15 protein-coding genes are annotated in these 16,545 nt (G+C 66.8%); 6 read left to right on the forward strand and 9 right to left on the reverse strand.

Annotated elements, in window-relative coordinates:
* The 5 genes from P409_RS08965 to P409_RS08985 all read right to left on the reverse strand — a co-directional run.
* The coding region (locus P409_RS08965; RefSeq protein WP_034834463.1) for an enolase C-terminal domain-like protein at positions 1-1,151 on the reverse strand (1,151 nt) is incomplete at its 3' end.
* Positions 1,152-1,691: 540 nt separating this feature from the next.
* Positions 1,692-2,588 (reverse strand): NAD-dependent epimerase/dehydratase family protein, encoded by an 897-nt coding sequence (locus tag P409_RS08970; RefSeq protein ID WP_034834464.1) that lies wholly within the window; start codon positions 2,586-2,588, stop codon positions 1,692-1,694.
* Positions 2,589-2,701: 113 nt separating this feature from the next.
* Positions 2,702-3,859, reverse strand: coding sequence for a mandelate racemase/muconate lactonizing enzyme family protein (locus tag P409_RS08975; RefSeq protein WP_034834466.1), 1,158 nt, complete (start codon positions 3,857-3,859; stop codon positions 2,702-2,704).
* Between the two features lie 118 nt (positions 3,860-3,977).
* Positions 3,978-4,961 carry an aldo/keto reductase gene (locus P409_RS08980; protein ID WP_034834468.1) on the reverse strand — a complete coding sequence of 328 codons (984 nt, stop codon included), beginning with the start codon at positions 4,959-4,961 and terminating at the stop codon, positions 3,978-3,980.
* A gap of 151 nt (positions 4,962-5,112) precedes the next feature.
* Positions 5,113-5,838: a FadR/GntR family transcriptional regulator gene (locus P409_RS08985; RefSeq protein WP_152613303.1), complete on the reverse strand. Its 726-nt coding sequence runs from the start codon at positions 5,836-5,838 to the stop codon at positions 5,113-5,115.
* A gap of 488 nt (positions 5,839-6,326) precedes the next feature.
* Here P409_RS08985 and P409_RS08990 point away from each other — a divergent pair, with 488 nt between their 5' ends.
* The 6 genes from P409_RS08990 to P409_RS09015 all read left to right on the forward strand — a co-directional run bounded on the left by P409_RS08990 (position 6,327) and on the right by P409_RS09015 (position 12,153).
* On the forward strand, positions 6,327-7,613 hold the full coding sequence (locus P409_RS08990; RefSeq protein ID WP_034834469.1) for an ABC transporter substrate-binding protein: 1,287 nt from the start codon (positions 6,327-6,329) through the stop codon (positions 7,611-7,613).
* 1 nt (position 7,614) lies between these two features.
* Positions 7,615-8,541 (forward strand): carbohydrate ABC transporter permease, encoded by a 927-nt coding sequence (locus P409_RS08995; protein ID WP_081991379.1) that lies wholly within the window; start codon positions 7,615-7,617, stop codon positions 8,539-8,541.
* Positions 8,538-9,419, forward strand: a complete 882-nt coding sequence (locus P409_RS09000) for a carbohydrate ABC transporter permease (RefSeq protein ID WP_052120237.1) — start codon at positions 8,538-8,540, stop codon at positions 9,417-9,419. Before P409_RS08995 ends, P409_RS09000 begins: the two co-directional genes overlap by 4 nt.
* Positions 9,420-9,429: 10 nt before the next feature.
* On the forward strand, positions 9,430-10,599 hold the full coding sequence (locus P409_RS09005; protein ID WP_034834470.1) for a mandelate racemase/muconate lactonizing enzyme family protein: 1,170 nt from the start codon (positions 9,430-9,432) through the stop codon (positions 10,597-10,599).
* A gap of 49 nt (positions 10,600-10,648) precedes the next feature.
* The gene (locus tag P409_RS09010; protein WP_202964609.1) at positions 10,649-11,395 is read left to right on the forward strand and encodes an RraA family protein; all 747 of its coding nucleotides are present in this window, start codon (positions 10,649-10,651) and stop codon (positions 11,393-11,395) included.
* A gap of 518 nt (positions 11,396-11,913) precedes the next feature.
* A complete protein-coding gene (locus P409_RS09015) occupies positions 11,914-12,153 on the forward strand; it encodes a hypothetical protein (RefSeq protein WP_034834472.1) in 240 nt (79 codons plus the stop codon).
* 73 nt (positions 12,154-12,226) lie between these two features.
* Here the strand turns inward: P409_RS09015 and P409_RS09020 are convergent, their stop codons facing one another.
* Genes P409_RS09020 through P409_RS36135 form a run of 4 tightly spaced genes read right to left on the reverse strand, consistent with a single transcriptional unit; the run spans position 12,227 to position 16,228 of the window.
* Positions 12,227-13,159, reverse strand: coding sequence for a succinylglutamate desuccinylase/aspartoacylase family protein (locus tag P409_RS09020; RefSeq protein WP_161790367.1), 933 nt, complete (start codon positions 13,157-13,159; stop codon positions 12,227-12,229).
* A gap of 32 nt (positions 13,160-13,191) precedes the next feature.
* A complete protein-coding gene (locus tag P409_RS09025) occupies positions 13,192-14,220 on the reverse strand; it encodes a histone deacetylase family protein (RefSeq protein ID WP_034834476.1) in 1,029 nt (342 codons plus the stop codon).
* Between the two features lie 35 nt (positions 14,221-14,255).
* The gene (locus P409_RS09030; protein WP_034834479.1) at positions 14,256-15,575 is read right to left on the reverse strand and encodes an MFS transporter; all 1,320 of its coding nucleotides are present in this window, start codon (positions 15,573-15,575) and stop codon (positions 14,256-14,258) included.
* Positions 15,576-15,610: 35 nt separating this feature from the next.
* The gene (locus P409_RS36135) at positions 15,611-16,228 is read right to left on the reverse strand and encodes a TetR/AcrR family transcriptional regulator (protein ID WP_052120239.1); all 618 of its coding nucleotides are present in this window, start codon (positions 16,226-16,228) and stop codon (positions 15,611-15,613) included.
* Positions 16,229-16,545: the final 317 nt, after the last annotated feature.

Below are 16,545 nucleotides of genomic sequence, written 5' to 3' on the forward strand. Positions count from 1 at the left end.
GACACCATGGCCTCGAGGCCCGCGACGGTTTCCTGCTGGAAAGGATGGCGCGCGGCTTCCCGCTCGTTGATCTCGACGCCGAGGCCGGGGGACGTCGGGATTTCCCAGAAGCCGTGGGAGCGATGAATCGAGGCCTGAACGACATCGTCGTACCAGGGGATGGCCCCTCCGATCTCCTCCAGGATGACGAAATTGGGCACAGCGACCCCGAAGTGGAGCCCGACCATGCCGGCAACGGGGCCCATCGGGTTGTGGGGGCAGACGCCCATGTAGTTGGCCGCGGCGGTCGCCGCGATGCTCTTGCCGACGGTGAAGCCGCCGCAATGGCACAGATCGGGCTGGACGTAGGTCACGGCCTTCAGATTGCAGAGATCCTCGAACTCCTTGTGGGTCAGAAGACGCTCCCCGGTTGCGATCGGGCAATCGACCTTCTGCGCGATCATGCGCATCGCCTCGGGATCGCCCGGCTGGATCGGCTCCTCGACGAACATCGGGCGAGCCGGCGTGACGGCCTCGATATAGGCGATCGCAGCACCAATTGAGGACGGCCGGCCGTGAAAGTCGAGCAGGATGTCCATGTCGTCGCCGACCGTCTCCCGCACGGCTTCCAGCAGCTTTCCGGTATGCTTCACCTCGGGCAGCAGCGTGTCGTAATGCGTGTAGGGCACAGGTCCGAATTTCAGCGCGGTATAGCCCGCTTCCTTGATCTCGATTGCCGATTCGCAGTAATTCTTGATATCGCGTGCCGAGCGGTCGAGCTTGGTCTTGCGCGATCCCAGATGCGTGTAGACGCGCACCCGGTCACGGACCCGGCCCCCGAGGAGCTGCCAGACCGGCTGGCCGAGGTCCTTGCCCTTGATATCCCATAACGCCTGCTCGATCGCGCTTGCCGCGGTCAATCCGATCACGCCCAGGGGCCAGAAGGCTGCCTTCAGCAAGGCCTCCCACACCTGGGTGACGTTGCGTGGATCCCGGCCCACGATGATCGGTTCGAAATCCTCAAGGCAACCGACCACCCCGCGGGTCTTCCATTCGAGGGTGGCCTCACCCCATCCGTAGAGTCCCGGCTGATCCGTTTCGATCTTCACGAAGATCCAGTTGCGATGCGGTGGTGCGGCGACAACCAGCGGCCTTATGCCGGTGATCTTCATTGGAGTCCTCCCTACCGGTTCGCTCCCGTCCCCCTCGGGGAACGGCTTGATCGAGTGACAGGCCTCCAGCCCAGCCTCGGTTCCACTCGCGCGATGCATGCGATCTTGATCAGATAATATATTATCTGTCAACGATCGCATATTTGTGACGGGCGGGAGTGGACGGCGAGCAGACGGAGGCCGTCGAGGCATGAGTTCACAGAGGGAGGCGATCGCCAGGAGGCCCCGGAGGGAGCCGCCTTCGCCGAGGGCGGTGGGCGGCATGCCTTTGGGAGCAGCATTCAGATCGAGATTGTCCGCCCGGCGGGCGCAAGACTCGTCGACAGCCCGTCGATGCGCGATGCTGGCGAGGGGCGGCTTGGAAAGCCCGCCTTGGGCGCGGGCGCTATCCGGTGCGCGCCCCAGCCGGAGACCGGCGGCGCCGCCCGCGACAGGCGGGGAAGCGGTCGGGACGGGAGGGCGCCTCCCGTCCCGCGTCCTTGTTCCGGTGAGGCCGGAGCCGCGCAGCTCAACGGCCAGTATGGCGGGAGGCGACCGGCGCTATGTTCTCGGTACGAGCCGGCGCCAGCTGTGTTCTTCCCGGAAGCCGAGAACGTCTCGCGCCTTCCTGTTGCTCAGCGGCGCCTCGAACCCGTCGAAAGCACGCGTCATCGGCGTCTGTGGGGCATGCTCTTCGAGGAAGGCTGCCGTTGGCCGATCGGCGATGATCTCGTCGTTTGTCGCGTTGAAGACCTGGAAGCCGAGCCCGTCCTTCTCGATGCAGAGATGGACGATCTGGGCCAGGTCGCGAACGTCGATATGGCTCCAGGCGTCCCGCTTGCGCGACAGCGGGTCGGCGAGATTTCCGGGGAAGCGGCCGTAGTCTTCGGGAAGAGTCACGCTGCCGATGCGCAGCGCATAGATATCGGCCCCGCTGCGGGAGGCGAAGGAGCGGGCGATCTTCTCGCTGATAACTTTCGAAAGGCCGTAGCTGTCCGTCGGATCGATGTCGTGCTCCTCGTCGACCGGGAAGCTGTTGAAGTCCCGGTCGCCCTCGGCGAAGCAGACGCCGTAGACGGTCTCGCTCGAGGCGATGATCACCTTGCGGATGCCGAGCTTGGTCGCCGCCTCCAGCACGTTGTAGGTCGACAGGACGTTGGTCGCGAACATGGTGTTGTCAGGCACCATGAAGATCCGCGGGATCGCGGCGAAGTGCACGACAGCATCGACGGGAGCCCGGCCGCCTCCCGCAAAATACTCATCGAACCCGAAATGGGTCGAAAGCGCGTTGAAGGTTTGTCCGCTGTCGGCGAGATCGACGATCAGCGTGTTCACGCCGGGCAGGTCGAGCGGCACGCGGTCGAGGTTCAGGACTTGGTGGCCGCGCTGCTGCAGGTAGGGGACGACGTGCCGGCCGGCCTTGCCGCTGCCGCCGGTGAAGATGACCCGCTTGCCCATAAGCTCTTCCTCCCTGTCACGGTCTGCCGTCCGGCCCCGCGCCGGCGGGTGCCGGCCTTGTTGCGCGGAGCAGCCGGCCGACGCGACCAGCGGCGGTCAGCCAGCCGCGCCCGTCATTCGAAGATGCCGTATCCGGCGACGGCGTGCCGGCGCACACCGTCCATGTCCAGCTCGACACCGATGCCCGGCGTCTCGGGGATGCGGATATGTCCGTTCTCGACGATCGACGTCGCGCCCGCGGGCGGCTTGACGTAGCTGTCCCAGACGGCGCGTTCCTCGAGCGCATGCCATTCCAGCACGAGGAAGTTCGGAACGGCGGCGCAGGTGTGGCAGGTCGCCATCGTCCCGATCGGGGTCGAGACCAGGTGCGGCGCGAAGGGCAGGTAGTAGATCTCGGCGAGATTGGCGATCTTCTTGCTTTCGGCGAGCCCGCCGCATTTCGGCACATCGGGCATGATCACGTCGGCCACCTGCTGCTGCATCAGCTCGCGGAAGCCCCAGCGCATATACAGGTTCTCGCCGATGCAGATGGGGGTCCGGCTGCGGGCGCGGACCTGGCGCAGGGCGTCGACATTCTCGGCCGGTATCGGCTCCTCGAGCCAGAGCAGGTTGAATTGCTCCATCTCCCAGGCGATGCGGCAGGCGCTCGGCACGTCGTAGCGGGCGTGCAGGTCGATGCACAGATCGATGTCGGGGCCGATCGCCTCGCGCACCGCCTGCACCCGCTGCACCATGGTGCGGATCTCGGCGGCGTTCGCCGTATGGTTCATCGCATCGAACTTCGCCGGGTGGCGCAGATTGTCGATGTCGAACTTCAGCGCGGTGAAGCCTTCCGCGACCATGCGCTTCGCCCGCGCGGCGCAGCCCGCCGGCGAGCCGTCGGCATCGTCGCCATCGCCGCAATCGGCGTAGAGGCGGATCCGGTCGCGGTACTTGCCGCCCATCATCCGGTACAGCGGCTGGCCCGCCGCCTTGGCCGCCAGGTCCCAGAGCGCGATCTCGATGCCGGACAGCGCGATCAGGAACACGCCCGACTGCGCGCCGGAGAAGACGTGCGCACGGCGCAGCTTGTCCCAGCAATACTCGACATTGCGCGGATCCTCGCCGATCAGCTCGTGCTTCAGCTCCGAGATCAGGCCGACGATCGCGGCGGCGCCCGCATCCGGATTGGCCTCGCCGATGCCATAGATCCCTTCGTCGGTGTCGATGCGGACCAGCGTGGCGTGCCCGTGATAGGCGACAACGGCGGTCTTGATGTCGATGATCTTCATGCATGTCTCCCTTGGCTGTCGTCGCTTGCGGGCAGGTCTTGAGCCCAGGCCGCGCCGATGACGGCGCGCGGCCTGCTGGATCAGGTCTGGACGCGGAGGTGTGCTGGATGCGGGCCCGTCAGCGGGCCTGCTGCCTCGGCCGGTGGTGGCGGACCCAGTACCCGAACATGTCGCCCTTGTCCGAGATCTCGGCCCAGACGGCCTTCGTCAGGCCGTCGATGGCGGCGACATCCTCCGGCGCGATGGTCCAGCCGACGCTGCCCGCATTCTCCTCGATCTCCCGCACCGTCCGCGCGCCGAGCAGCGGGGAGCTCACACCCGGCCGGCTCGTCAGCCACTGCACGGCGAGCTGGGGAACGGACCTGCCGTATTTCGCGGCGATCGGGCGGAGCGCGTCGACGGCGTCGACCGCCTTCTCGTAGATGCCCGGCTGGAACAGGACGGTGGTGGGCCGCTCGTCCCCCTCAGCGAATTTGGTGTCGCGGGAGAGCGTCCCGGTCAGCAGCCCCTGGGCGAGGCCGCTATAGGGGATGATCCCGATATCGTGGCTGCGGCAATAGGGCAGGACCTCGGCCTCGATCTCGCGCCACAGCATGTTGTAGGGCGGCTGCAGCACGTCGATCGTGCCATGCGCGCTGGCGCTCTCGATCTCCTTCACGCCGAAATTCGAGACGCCGATCGCGCGGATCTTCCCCTGGTCCCGCAGCGTTTCGAGCGCGGCCATCGTGTCGCCGATCGGGTAGTCGGGGTGCGGCCAGTGGATGAAATAGACATCCACATGATCGGTCTGGAGGCGCCGCAGCGATCCTTCGAACGCGTTGAGGAGATCGGCGGGGTCGAGGTGATTGGGGGCGACCTTGGTGGCGATCACCGCCTTGTCGCGCCGGCCGGCCAGGGCCTTGCCGAGCACCTCCTCGGAATGGCCGTTGCCATAGGCCTCCGCCGTGTCGATCAGCGTGACGCCGAGCTCGAGGGCGCGGTGGATGACGCGGATCGACTCGGCGTCGTCCGCAGCCCCCCAAAACGCCCCTGACATACCCCAGGTGCCGAGCCCGATCTCCGAAACGGATACGGGCGACGACCCCAGACGCCGCTGCTGCATGTCTTCCTCCCGCGAATGGCGGCCGATGTCCCTCGGCCGAAGCATTCTGCAGCGTATATACTTATTAGCTTATCTGACAAGCGCCTGGATGCAATCCAGGCAAGAATGCCGTACTGAAGGGGAAGCGGCGGCGGCACATCGGGGCGGACGGTCAGAGGGGCGACCCGGCGACCTCCGGCAGCTGCTCCTCGATCAGGAAATTGGCCTTGTTGGCCTCGAGATGCACGCGCATTGCGGCCTCGGCACGCTTCGGATCGCGCGCCACAAGCGCTTCATAGATCGACCGGTGCTGCTCGGTGGCGATCGGCAGGGCGCGCGGCGCCTGGTTGCTGATCCGGCGGGCGGCCGATTGCCACCACCGCGACGAGAACATGAAGCGATCGAGGATCCGGTTTCGCGTCGCCCGGCAGATCTCCATGTGGAATTCGAGATCGAGCTGGATGTAACGGTCGGGGTCGTCGTGGGCGCGCGACATGCCGTCGAGAAGGTCCTGAAGCCGGGCCAGATCCTCGCCGGAGAGGCTGCGGGCGGCTTCGGCGGCGATGGCCGGCTCCAGGATGACGCGCGAGTCGTGCAGCTCAAGCAGCAGCTCCCGGACCTGCTCGGGCGGCAGCCACTCGATCAGCAGCGGATTGAGGTAGTCCCATTCGGCGATGGGCCGAACCGTCACGCGGCGCCCTTGCGCGATCTCGACCATATCGAGGGAGCCGAGGATCTTCAGCGCCTCGCGCGCAACGGCGCGGGAGACGCCGAATTCCGTCAGGATCTGCAGCTCCGAGGGGACGAGCCCGTCGGGGAAGGCGTTGGTGGCGATCCGCTGGATCAGGAGGCCGGCGACCTGGGTCGGCAGTGTCCGGAGCTGAACCTTTTCCTTCACGAGGCGCCTTCCGCCTGGTCAATGCTCATGCCCGCCCCTCCTCTCCATTGCCTTCGCCGCCGAGCCAGCCTCCGCGAACGCTCGCCAGCCATCTTCATGGCGCAAGCCGGCTCCTGCAACAACCCGTCGGCGAGCCGGCAAGGTGGTTCGCGTCGCGGCACCTGCCGTTCCCGCTTCAGGCCGCCTAAAATCCGGAGGCCCTATTGACCTCCGCTCGGTCCCGACGGTAGCATTCACTTATCAGACGAGTCGATAAGTAGATAAGAGCTGCTTGCAGCCGCCCCAGACTCGCGCTGCCCTTCGCATGGCGGGGAGGAACGATGCGACCTCAGAGACATTCGCGGCCCGTGCTCCGTCCGATGCGGTGAGCCGTGCCCGGCCCCCGCGCCGTCGGGCGATCGAGGCCGAGCATCATCGGAAATCCCATCATCGCCGGAGGGCGATCGCGGTTTCGGAGAACCATCAACGATGCAAAGGGAGGGAAAGGCATGCCTTTCATGGTTTCGAGACGCCGGTTCCTGGGCGGGTCCGCGACCCTGCTCGGCGCCACCACGCTTGCGGCCCCTCATATCGCGCGGGCGGCGGCGGGAGACGAGATCAGGGCCCTGCTGATCACCGGCGGCCCTCTCTACCCGAAATACTGGGAGAAGATCGTCGGCGACTTCACCCAGAAGACCGGCATCCGGGTCAAGTACGACCTGCTCGAATTCACGCCGTTGACGACGAAGGTGGTCACCCTCGGCGCCGCCCGCAGCGATCTCTACGACGTGTTCAGCACGCACACGGCGCAGATCGATTCCTTCTTCAACTACTTTGCCCCGCTGAATGACTATTTTTCGGCGGATGAGCTGAAGGATTTCTACCAGGTCGGGGTCGACTATCTGATTTCCCCCAAGACCAAGGGCCTCGCGGCGATCCCGCGCAACATGGATTCCCGGACGCAATATTACCGGTCCGACATCTATGCCGAGCACGGACTGAAGCCGGCGGCGACCTGGGATGAGCTGGTCGATGTCAGCCGCAAGCTCACGGGGAACGGCTATTACGGCCTCGTCGTGCCCGGCCAGGGCGATCCGGCGCAGCGCACATTCAGCGACCTGCTGTGGCAGGCCGGCGGCGACTGGGTCGACGAGAACAACAAGCCCTCGTTCAACGCCGCGCCGGGCATTGAGGCGCTGACCTACTATCGCGACCTGATCCATAAGTGGAAGGTCGTGCCGCCGGATGCGGTCTCCTACCAGTGGAACGAGAACTCGACCCAGTTCTCCTCAGGTGCCGTCATGTCCACCTTCGATTGGCCGGGGGCGTTCGCCACGCTGTCCAATCCGGAGACGTCGAAGGTCGTCGGCAAGTGGTCGACCGCGCCGTATATCCGGAACAAGGCGGCGATCTCCTGCGCCATCTCGCACGCCATGGCGCTCAACAGCCTGTCGAAGCGCAAGGATCCGGCGGTCGAGTTCATCAAGTATACGGTGAGCCCGGAGGCACAGCTCCTGAACTTCAACGAATTCTCGAACTTCCCGAGCCGGATTTCGGTTGCGAAGCAGGTGGTGGCGCAGGCGAGCGGCGCCAAGGCGGAGTGGCTGTCCCAGCTCGAGCAGACGATCGCCACCGGCAAGGAATGGCCCAAGCTGCCCGGCTTCTCACGCGTCTGCACGCTGATGTTCGCGACCATCGAGCGGGCGCTCAGCAACCAAGCCACGCCGGAGGACGCGCTCAACCAGGCCGCCGCCGAGGCGCTGCAGATCATGACCCAGGCGGGGGCCTACGACTAGCATGACAGCCGCGGCCCGACCGGCGGGGCGCCGGTGGCGAGGATCGCCGCTGGCCCCGTCCTGGCGAACAGGCTACCTCCTCGCCAGCCCGGCCCTGATCGCGATGATCGCGATCCTGATCTACCCGCTGGGCTACTCCTTCGTGATGAGCTTCTACCGATGGGACCTGTCCGCCCCGTCGCAGAGCTTCATCGGCCTGTCGAACTATCGCGACATGCTGACCAATCTGGGCCTGCAGCAATCGCTGCGGGTCCAGCTGGTCTTCTCGGTGATCACCATCAGCATCGAGGTGGCGGCCGGCATCGGTGTCGCCGTGCTGGTGAACGGGCGCCTGCGCGGCCTGCGGCTCGCCCGCACGCTGCTGCTGGTGCCGCCGATGATCGCCCCGGCCGTGGTCGGCCTCAATTTCCGCTGGCTTTTCAACGGCCAGTACGGCCTGGTCAACGCCGTGCTGCGCTTTCTCGGCCTGCCCGAGGCGCCTTGGCTGTCCGACCCCCACTGGGCGCTCGCCTCGGTGATGATGGCCGACATCTGGCAGAACACCCCGCTGCTCGTGCTGCTCTTCCTGGCCGGGCTGCAGTCGCTGCCGCAGGATCCGATCGAGGCGGCGAAGGTCGATGGCGCCTCGCCCTGGGCGATCTTCCGGCACATCACCCTGCCGCTGCTGCGGCCGGTCATCATGATCGCGCTGATGCTCCGCATCATCGACACCTTCCGGACCTTCGACGTCATCTGGCTGATGACGCAGGGCGGGCCCGGCGGCGCGACCAATCTCATCACCGTCAATGCCTATCTCCTGGCCTTCCAGGGCGGGGCGTTCGGCCATGCGGCGGCGGTTTCCTACATCGCGCTGTTCCTGTCTCTGCTGCTGCTCGGACTCCTGTACGGCGTGCCCCTGGCGCGGCGGAAACTGGGAAGGGGAACATGACCGGCGCCGTTGTCGACGAAGCGGTCCGCGGCCGCTGCCATCATGCGCGCCGCCGCCGCGACCTCGGCCTCGCGGCCCGCTATGTCGTCCTGCTCGGGACGATCCTGCTGACGATCTTTCCGCTGGTCTGGCTCGTGCTCACCTCGCTGCGCGGCTCGGCGGACATTTTCGCCATGCCGGTCCGGGTGTTCCCGGAAGCGGTGACGTTCGGCCAGTACATCGCGGTCTTCAGCCAGTACGGGCTCGACGACTATCTCTGGAACACGATCATCGTGTCGGTGGCGACCGTGGTGCTGGTGATCCTGCTGGGCGTGCCCTGCGCCTATGCGCTATCGCGCTTCCGGCTGCCCGGGGCGAGGGTCGTCCTCACCGTCCTGCTGATCATGCGCATGATCCCGGTGGTCGCGCTGGCCATCCCGCTGTTCGCGGTGTTCGCCTCGATCGGCCTGCTCGACACGCTGACGGCGCTGGTGCTCACCCACACCGCCGCGAAGCTGCCGGTCGCGATCTGGCTGCTGATGGGCTTCATCCAGGACGTGCCCCGGGAACTCGAGGAATCGGCGAAGATCGACGGCGCGGGCACGCTGCGCCTTCTGGTGCAGATCGTGTCGCCGCTGATCGCGCCGGGGGTCGGCGCCACGGCGGTGATCACCTTCCTGTTCACCTGGAACGACCTTCTGGTCGCGCTGACCCTCTCATCCTCCGAGGCGGCGCAGACACTGCCTGTCGGCCTCACCAACTTCGTCTCCCAGTTCGGCATCGACTGGGGCGCGATGTCGGCGGCCGGGGTGCTGATGGTGATCCCGACCCTGATCTTCGTCTGGTTCGCACAGGGACTGCTGGTGAAGGGCTTGATGTCGGGCGCCGTGCGCGGCTGAGGAGAGAACGATGAAGATTACGAGGATTGTGCCGTGGCTGGTGAAGGTGGAGCGCTCCTACTGGGGCGAGTACCTCTTCGTCGAGGTCCGGACGGATGAGGGCATCTCCGGCTGGGGCGAGATCACGACCACGACCCGGCCGGCCAACCGCGCCGTCGCCGCGATCCTGCGCCAGCTCAACGATCTGCTCGTCGGCGACGATCCGACCCGGATCGAGCAGCTCTGGCACAAGACCTTCCGCTCCTTCACCTATATGGGGTCGCGCGGCGCGGCCTCGCATGTCGTCAGCGGCATCGACATCGCGCTGTGGGACATCGTCGGAAAGGCGCGTGGGCTGCCGATCTACGAGCTGCTCGGCGGGCCGGTGCGCGACGATGTGCTGATCTACACCCATCCGGACCAGTCGAGATTCACGTCGAAGGATGGGGTCATCGCCGAGATCCGGCGGATCCTCGATTCCGGGCACACGGCCATCAAGTTCGATCCGTTCCCGCCCTATGAGGGGCGGTCGGGCGATCCGCATGGCTATCTCGATGGCTATCTGTCCAAGAGGGGCGAGCGTGAGGCCGCCGAGCTCACCGCGCTGATCCGGGAGACCGCCGGACCGGACATCGAGATCCTGATCGACGCGCATGGCCGCTTCGACGTGCCGACGGCGATCCGGCTCTGCCGGGCGCTGGAGGAGGCCGGCCAGATCGACTGGTTCGAGGAGCCGGTGCCGGTCGAGAGCTATCACGCGCTGCGCCAGGTGCGGGAGAAGGTCTCCGCCGCCATCTCGGTCGGCGAGAGGCTGCACACGCGCTGGGAGGTCGTGCCGATCCTCGAGAAGGAGCTGGCCGACTATCTGATGCCCGACGTCACCTGGACCGGCGGCATCAGCGAACTGAAGAAGATCGCCACGCTCGCCGAGGCCTATTACGTCCCGGTCAGCCCGCATGACGCCAGCGGCCCGATCAATGTGACTGCCGGCGCCCATGTCATGATGACCGTCCCGAACTTCTACCGGATCGAGACCGGCGACTGCGACCTGTCGCACTACGACAGGCTGATCGAGAGGCCGGTCGACAATTCGGGCGGGCGGATTCACCTCGGCCGCGAGCCCGGTCTCGGCATCACCATGAACCTCGACTATCTGCGCGCCAACATGATCGACGGCTTCGGCGACCCCGAGGCTCGCTGAGCCATTCCCCTGCCGCCGCCTGCGCGGCAGCCTTCCGATGGAGACGAGAGTGACCACGATCGAGATCAAGGATATTGCGCGCCCGCCGCGCGCGCTGTGCGATGCGCTGGCCGCGATCGGCACCGCGACGCTGTCGAGCGAGCTCGCCCAGCATCTCGGCATCCGCGACGCGCAGATCCGCGGGCCGCGGCCGCTCAAGAAGGGCCGGACGATCGCCGGACCGGCGCTGACGCTGCAATGCATGCCGAAGCGGGAGGACCTCTACGGCGCGGCGGAGTACGGCAATCCCGAGCTGCAGCTGCACCGGCACGTGATGTATCCGACCCAGCCCGGCGACGTCATCGTCGTCGACGCGCGGGGCGATCTCGGCAGCGGCATCTTCGGCGAGATGATGCTGACCTTTTTCGCCGGGCGGGGCGGGGTGGGCGTCGTGGTCGATGGCTGCATCCGGGATTCGGCCGCGGCCGCCGAGCTCGACCTCGGCATCTGGGTTCGCGACGTGACCCCGAATTATCATGCCCAGACCAGCATCATCCCGTTCGCGGTGAACGTCCCGGTCGCCTGCTCGAACGTGCTGGTGATTCCCGGCGACATCATCGTGGCCGACGATGATGGTGTGGTCGTCGTGCCGATCGGGTTGGCGCCGAAGCTGGTCGAGATCGCCGGCCAGCACACGGAATGGGAGGAGTTCACACGCATCCGCCTGTCGCAGGGCGGCGATCTCCGGAAATATTATCCGCTCACCAAGGAGGCGGAGGCCGAGTACCGCGCCTGGCGCGACGCGCAGGGACGCTGAGGCTGCCTGCCCTCGACGAGCCACCGGGGCCAGTCCTGGACGGTGGAGGCGCTGGCGAGAGCTCTGGTATGTCCCGCTCCGCTTGTGCCGCGCGCTTCCGGCGGTCGTCGGATAGACACCATCCGACCCCGGCCTATCCAGCAGCACGGCGCCTCTCCGGCGGACACAGTGCACAACGCTATGACTCGGCAAGGCATCTCGGAGCGGCCGTTCAACCGAGACGGGCGAGAGTTCGGCCTCGGATCGCTTTCGGTCATTTCCGCTAGTCGGCCCGGCCAACGTCCGCTCACGGGAGGGCCGAGCCACGTCCGCTTCCGGGTGTCTGTGGATCGTCTAGAGGCCCGGCAGCAACTGATTGCAGCGAATCTGGTCGAGGTCCGCTTCGGAGCCGCTGACGCAACGACGGCTTATGGCCGGTCCCGCCTGGCTGTGCTGGCGGGGGAAGGACGGAAAGGGGGGCATTCCGCCAATCGCAGACCTGAGGCGCGAACGCGCGACGCTGCCGGCCGCGTCTCGGCGTGTACGGCCCGGACTTCGACCCGACGCACCTATTCTACGCCGACGGCCGGCTGAAATGCCTGATCGAGTATTTCTGCACCCATGACTGTGAGCAATTGCCGGATGGCAGCTGGCGCGTGCAGGGGATCCTCTACGAGGGCGAGACGCTCGAGCTGTCGGCTCGGGACGAAGGGGGGCGCACCCGCATCGGCGTCGGCCCAATGTTCCTGACCCGTCACGCGGATGCGGTGGCCTCATAACCGTTCGCCAGCTCTTGCGGTGTGATCGTGTCCCCCGGTGCTCCCCAACCGAACTGGCGAAGCGAGCATCCGGTCAAGGCCGGATGTCTCCGATCGGCGTTCCCACGCCGAGCAGGGCTTCGCCGCGGTTCACGGCCAGGCTGCTGAGGCGATACAGGACGAAGCCCCCTTGCTTCGAGTCGATAGTTTCCTGCACCGACCCGAAGATGTCCCGGATCTCACCGAGGACGTCACCAGCGGCGACCGTCTGCCCGATCTCCTTCGCCGGATACCACAGCCCGTCCGCGCCGGCGGCGGGAACCCACATTTTCACCATCTGCGGCCGTTCCTGCGGGGCCGCCGGCACCGGCCCGGCGACCATGCCCAGATGATGCAGCACCCGGTCGATGCCGGCCGTCAGCGCGGCGACGCCGGCCTCGTCCCACACGCCATTGCCGCCGACCTCGGCGATGAGGCTCGGCACGCCGAGCCGCCCCGCCGCGTTGATGGTATAGCCTTCGCCGCCCGCCGCGACCGCGACCGGCAGGCCGAAGGCGACCGCCAGCGCCTGCGAGGCGTCGCTGCCCGCGGGAAACAGCGAGAATGGCGCCAGCGCCTCGCTCAGATCGCCGCCGTGCAGGTCGAGATAGGCGTCGGCCTGCGGGTAGATCTTCGTCACCAGCCAGTCGGCTAGCCTCTCGCTCAGGCTGCCGTCCGGCTTGCCCGGGAAGATCCGGTTCAGATTGCGGCCGTCCTCCGGCATCACATAGATGCTGCGCCGGCGGAAGCCGGTGGGATTCAGGGTCGGCAGGACGAGGATCGTGCCCGTGAGCCCGGCAGGATCCCGTCCGATCAGCCGCAACGCCGCCTCGATCGAGCAGTACTCCGAGCCGTGCACCCCCGCGGTCACCAGCAAGGTCGGCCCCGGCGTCCGGCCCTCGATCAGGCCGAACGGGATCTCGATGCCTTCGACGGGGGTGATGAAACCGCGCTCCGAACGGGGCGTTCCGGTGCGCAGGGCGGGCAAAGCGTCCATGGGGCTGCCTTTCGCTGGAGGTGTCAGATCGACCGGTCTTCGAAGGTGCGCAGGAAGCTGCGCAGATAGCCGCCGAGGGAGGGGCTGAGATAGCCGCCCTCCTGCACCAGCAGGGTCGGCAACGTCAGCGCCGCCAGCCGCCGTGCGGCCTCGGCGAAGCCGGCATCGGTGATCTTGAAGGTCGCCACCGGGTCATGCTCGCCGGCATCGAAGCCGAGCGACACGACCAGGGCACCCGGGGCGAAGCCTCGGACCTTCCCGACCGCGGCGTCGATCGCCTCGATCCAGACCGGATCTGGGGTGGCCCAAGGCAGCGGCTGGTTGAAGTTCAGCCCGGCCCCCGCCCCGTCGCCGGTCTCGTCGGCATGGCCGGCATAGTAGGGGGCGGACAGCCTGGGATCGATATGGATCGAGCAGACCAGCACGTCCGGTCGCTCCCAGAAGATGAACTGGGTGCCGTTGCAGTGATGCACGTCGATGTCGACGATCGCGACCTTGCCGAAGCGCTTGGTCAGCTGGTGCGCGGCGATCGCCGCGTTGTTCAGGTAGCAGACGCCGGTCATCAGGTCCGGATAGGCGTGGTGCCCGGGCGGCCGGCACATCGCATAGACCGGCGCCGAGGCCGAGACCAGCCGTTCGGCGCCATGGACCGCGACCTGGGTGGCGGCGAAGATCGCGGGCCAGGTCCCGGCCGTGATCGGGCAGGAGGTGGAGTTGCTGTACCAGCCCAGCTCGCCCAGCAGCTCGGTCGGCTTGCGATGCATCCGGTGCGTCGGATGGACATTCGGGATCACGACCGGGCCGTAGCCGGGGTTTTCGGACCAGCGGGCATGGACCGTTCGCAGGAACTCGACATAGGCCGGCTCGTGGATCTCCGTGACGGCCTCGGCGCGATTCAGCGGCGCCTCGGCGATCTCGTGCCGGTCCTGCCGCACGGTGTCGAGGAAGATCCGGTACCGCTCCGCCCGGTCCGGCTGGTCGATGAACCGGCCGGTGCGGAAGACCTGCTCTGGATCGTGCAGCGCCTGGTCCGGATGATGGATGACGAGCATCTGGGGCCTCTGGGAAAGCAGTTGAGGCAGGGCGGTCAGTCCAGCGACCGGCCTCGCGTTTCGGGGGTCAGAAGGAGGTGGGTGGCCAGCGTGATGACGCAGACCAGCATCACGTAGAGGGAGATGTAGAGCGGGCCGCCGGCTTCCTGCAGCCAGGTCGCGACCATCGGGGCGGTGCCGCCGAAGATGGCGCCGCAGACGGCGTAGGGGATGCCGATGCCCGAGGCGCGCACCCGGGTGGGGAACAGCTCGGCGAAGACCGTGCCCAGCACCGCGTTGTTCAGCGAGACGAAGATGGCGCCGACCACGGCGACGAAAGCGAAAGTGTCGAAGCCCAGGGCCGGGACCGCCAGCATCGACAGCAGCGGATAGGTGAACAGCAGGAAGGCGACCGCGGCGCCGATCAGGAAGGGCTTGCGGCCGATGCGGTCCGAGACGAAGGCGAAGACCGGCACGCCGATGCAGTAGGCGATACTGGCCAGGATGCCGCCGACGAATCCGGAGGTGCGGTCCAGCCCGCCGGCCAGGTTGGCGTAGGTCGGCAGAAAGATCATCCACAGGTAGTACTGCAGGCCGTTCAGCTGCACGACGAAGACGATGAACACCTCCTTCGGGAACTTCGCGATGGAGGCCAGGATCGAGACGGCGCTGACACCGTGTCCCGGCCCGGTCTTCTCGAAGGCGGGCGTCTCCGCCAGACCGCGGCGCAGATATAGGCCGAACAGCGACATCGCCGCGCCGAGCAGGAACGGCACGCGCCAGCCCCAGGATGCCAGGGCCTCCGGCGTCAGGGACGACGTCGTCAGGCTCGCGACGCCTGTCGCCGCCAAGACCGACAGGCCGATTGAAAGCTGTTGCGGCGATGCGCCGAAGGCCCGGTTGCGGCTGCCGGCATGTTCGTTGAGGAAGGTGATGGCGATCTGGTATTCGCCGCCGGCCGAAAAGCCCTGCAGCAGCCTTGCCGCGACGATCAGGATCGGCGCGGCGATGCCGATCTGCGCATAGGTCGGGCAGAGCGCGATCACCAGGCCGCCGATGCCGGCCATAATGATGGTCGCGGACAGCATCGTGCGGCGGCCGTATTTATCGGCCAGCGGCGACAGCACGAAGGCGCCGATCGGCCGGCCGAGGAACCCGATGGCGAAGGCCGAGAAGCTGGCGATCAGTGATGCCGTCGCGTCATCCGCCGGGAATATCTGTGCCGCGAAAATGCCCGCCAGGATGCCGTAGATCGACCAGTCGTACCATTCGATGAAATGCCCGATCGCCCCGCCGACCAGAGTCCGGACCCGCCCGGTGGCCGCCGGTCCGGCTAGGGTTGCGCCGGCCGCCCCGGCGTGAAGTCTCTCGCTCATGATGCCCCCTGTTGATTCTTGTGGTCAGGTGCCGGTCAGGTGCTCCCGGCCAGGTTTGCGAGCTTCCGGTCCACCAGCTCCGCCAGCAGCGCCAGGTTGCGCTCGAAATACGCGGCGTCCTTGTCGAGGAACCGCTCGAGGCTCAGCCCCCGGATCGCGATCAGCATGAATTCGAACAGCGCCGCCAGCTCCGGGCGCCGTGCCTCGGACAGGACGTGGCGTTCGAGCCAGGGCGGCAGTACCCGCTGCATCGTCTCTTGGCGATGGGCCACGACCTTCTCATGGAAGGCCGGGTCGGCGCGGGTGCCGATGATGATTTCCCAGATCGCCCAGTATTCGGGATCGCCATAGATCTCCCAGAGATGGGCGACCAGGCTGGGCACGTCGATCCGCCCGTCCGGCGTGACATGGTCCTGCTGCCGGATGCGGTGCAGGACCCGCTCCGTCATCCGGTCCAGCACGCCCAGCATCAGCTCGTCCTTGGTCGCGAAGTGATGGTGCAGGGCGCCGGTGGTCACGCCCGCCCGGCGGGCGATCAGCGCCGTCGTGGTGCCGGAGAAGCCAACCTCCTGCAGCAGCGCCGCCGCCGCGTGAAGCAGCAGCGCCTGGGTTTCGGTGCTTCGGTCGACCTGCCTGCGCCTCGCCTGAGTCATTCGATGTCCGGATCAAATATCATACATATTGGTTGGTATGTTTCTTGAGCCCCTCATGTCAACCCAGGACACGGAGAGCGGAAACGTGCGCCCAATTGCTTTCGGGCGGGAATCGATGGCTGGAGCGTCAGCCATGCGCACTTCGGTGGTGTTGGCGACGGCCCACAGCGTGTCCCGGCGGTTGTCCGTTTTCCGTGATCTCAAGCAATGTCTGGTCTTGGGGCGTCAGCCCGACTCCAGGAGCGCGCAAACGGCCCGCCCCGCTGGATTTTGGCGATGTCCGGTCTTGAGACGCGGGAGCACTGTCGGCTTGTGGC

Origin of the sequence: Inquilinus limosus MP06 (assembly GCF_000767795.1) — a bacterium.
GTDB classification, from domain to species: domain Bacteria; phylum Pseudomonadota; class Alphaproteobacteria; order DSM-16000; family Inquilinaceae; genus Inquilinus; species Inquilinus limosus_E.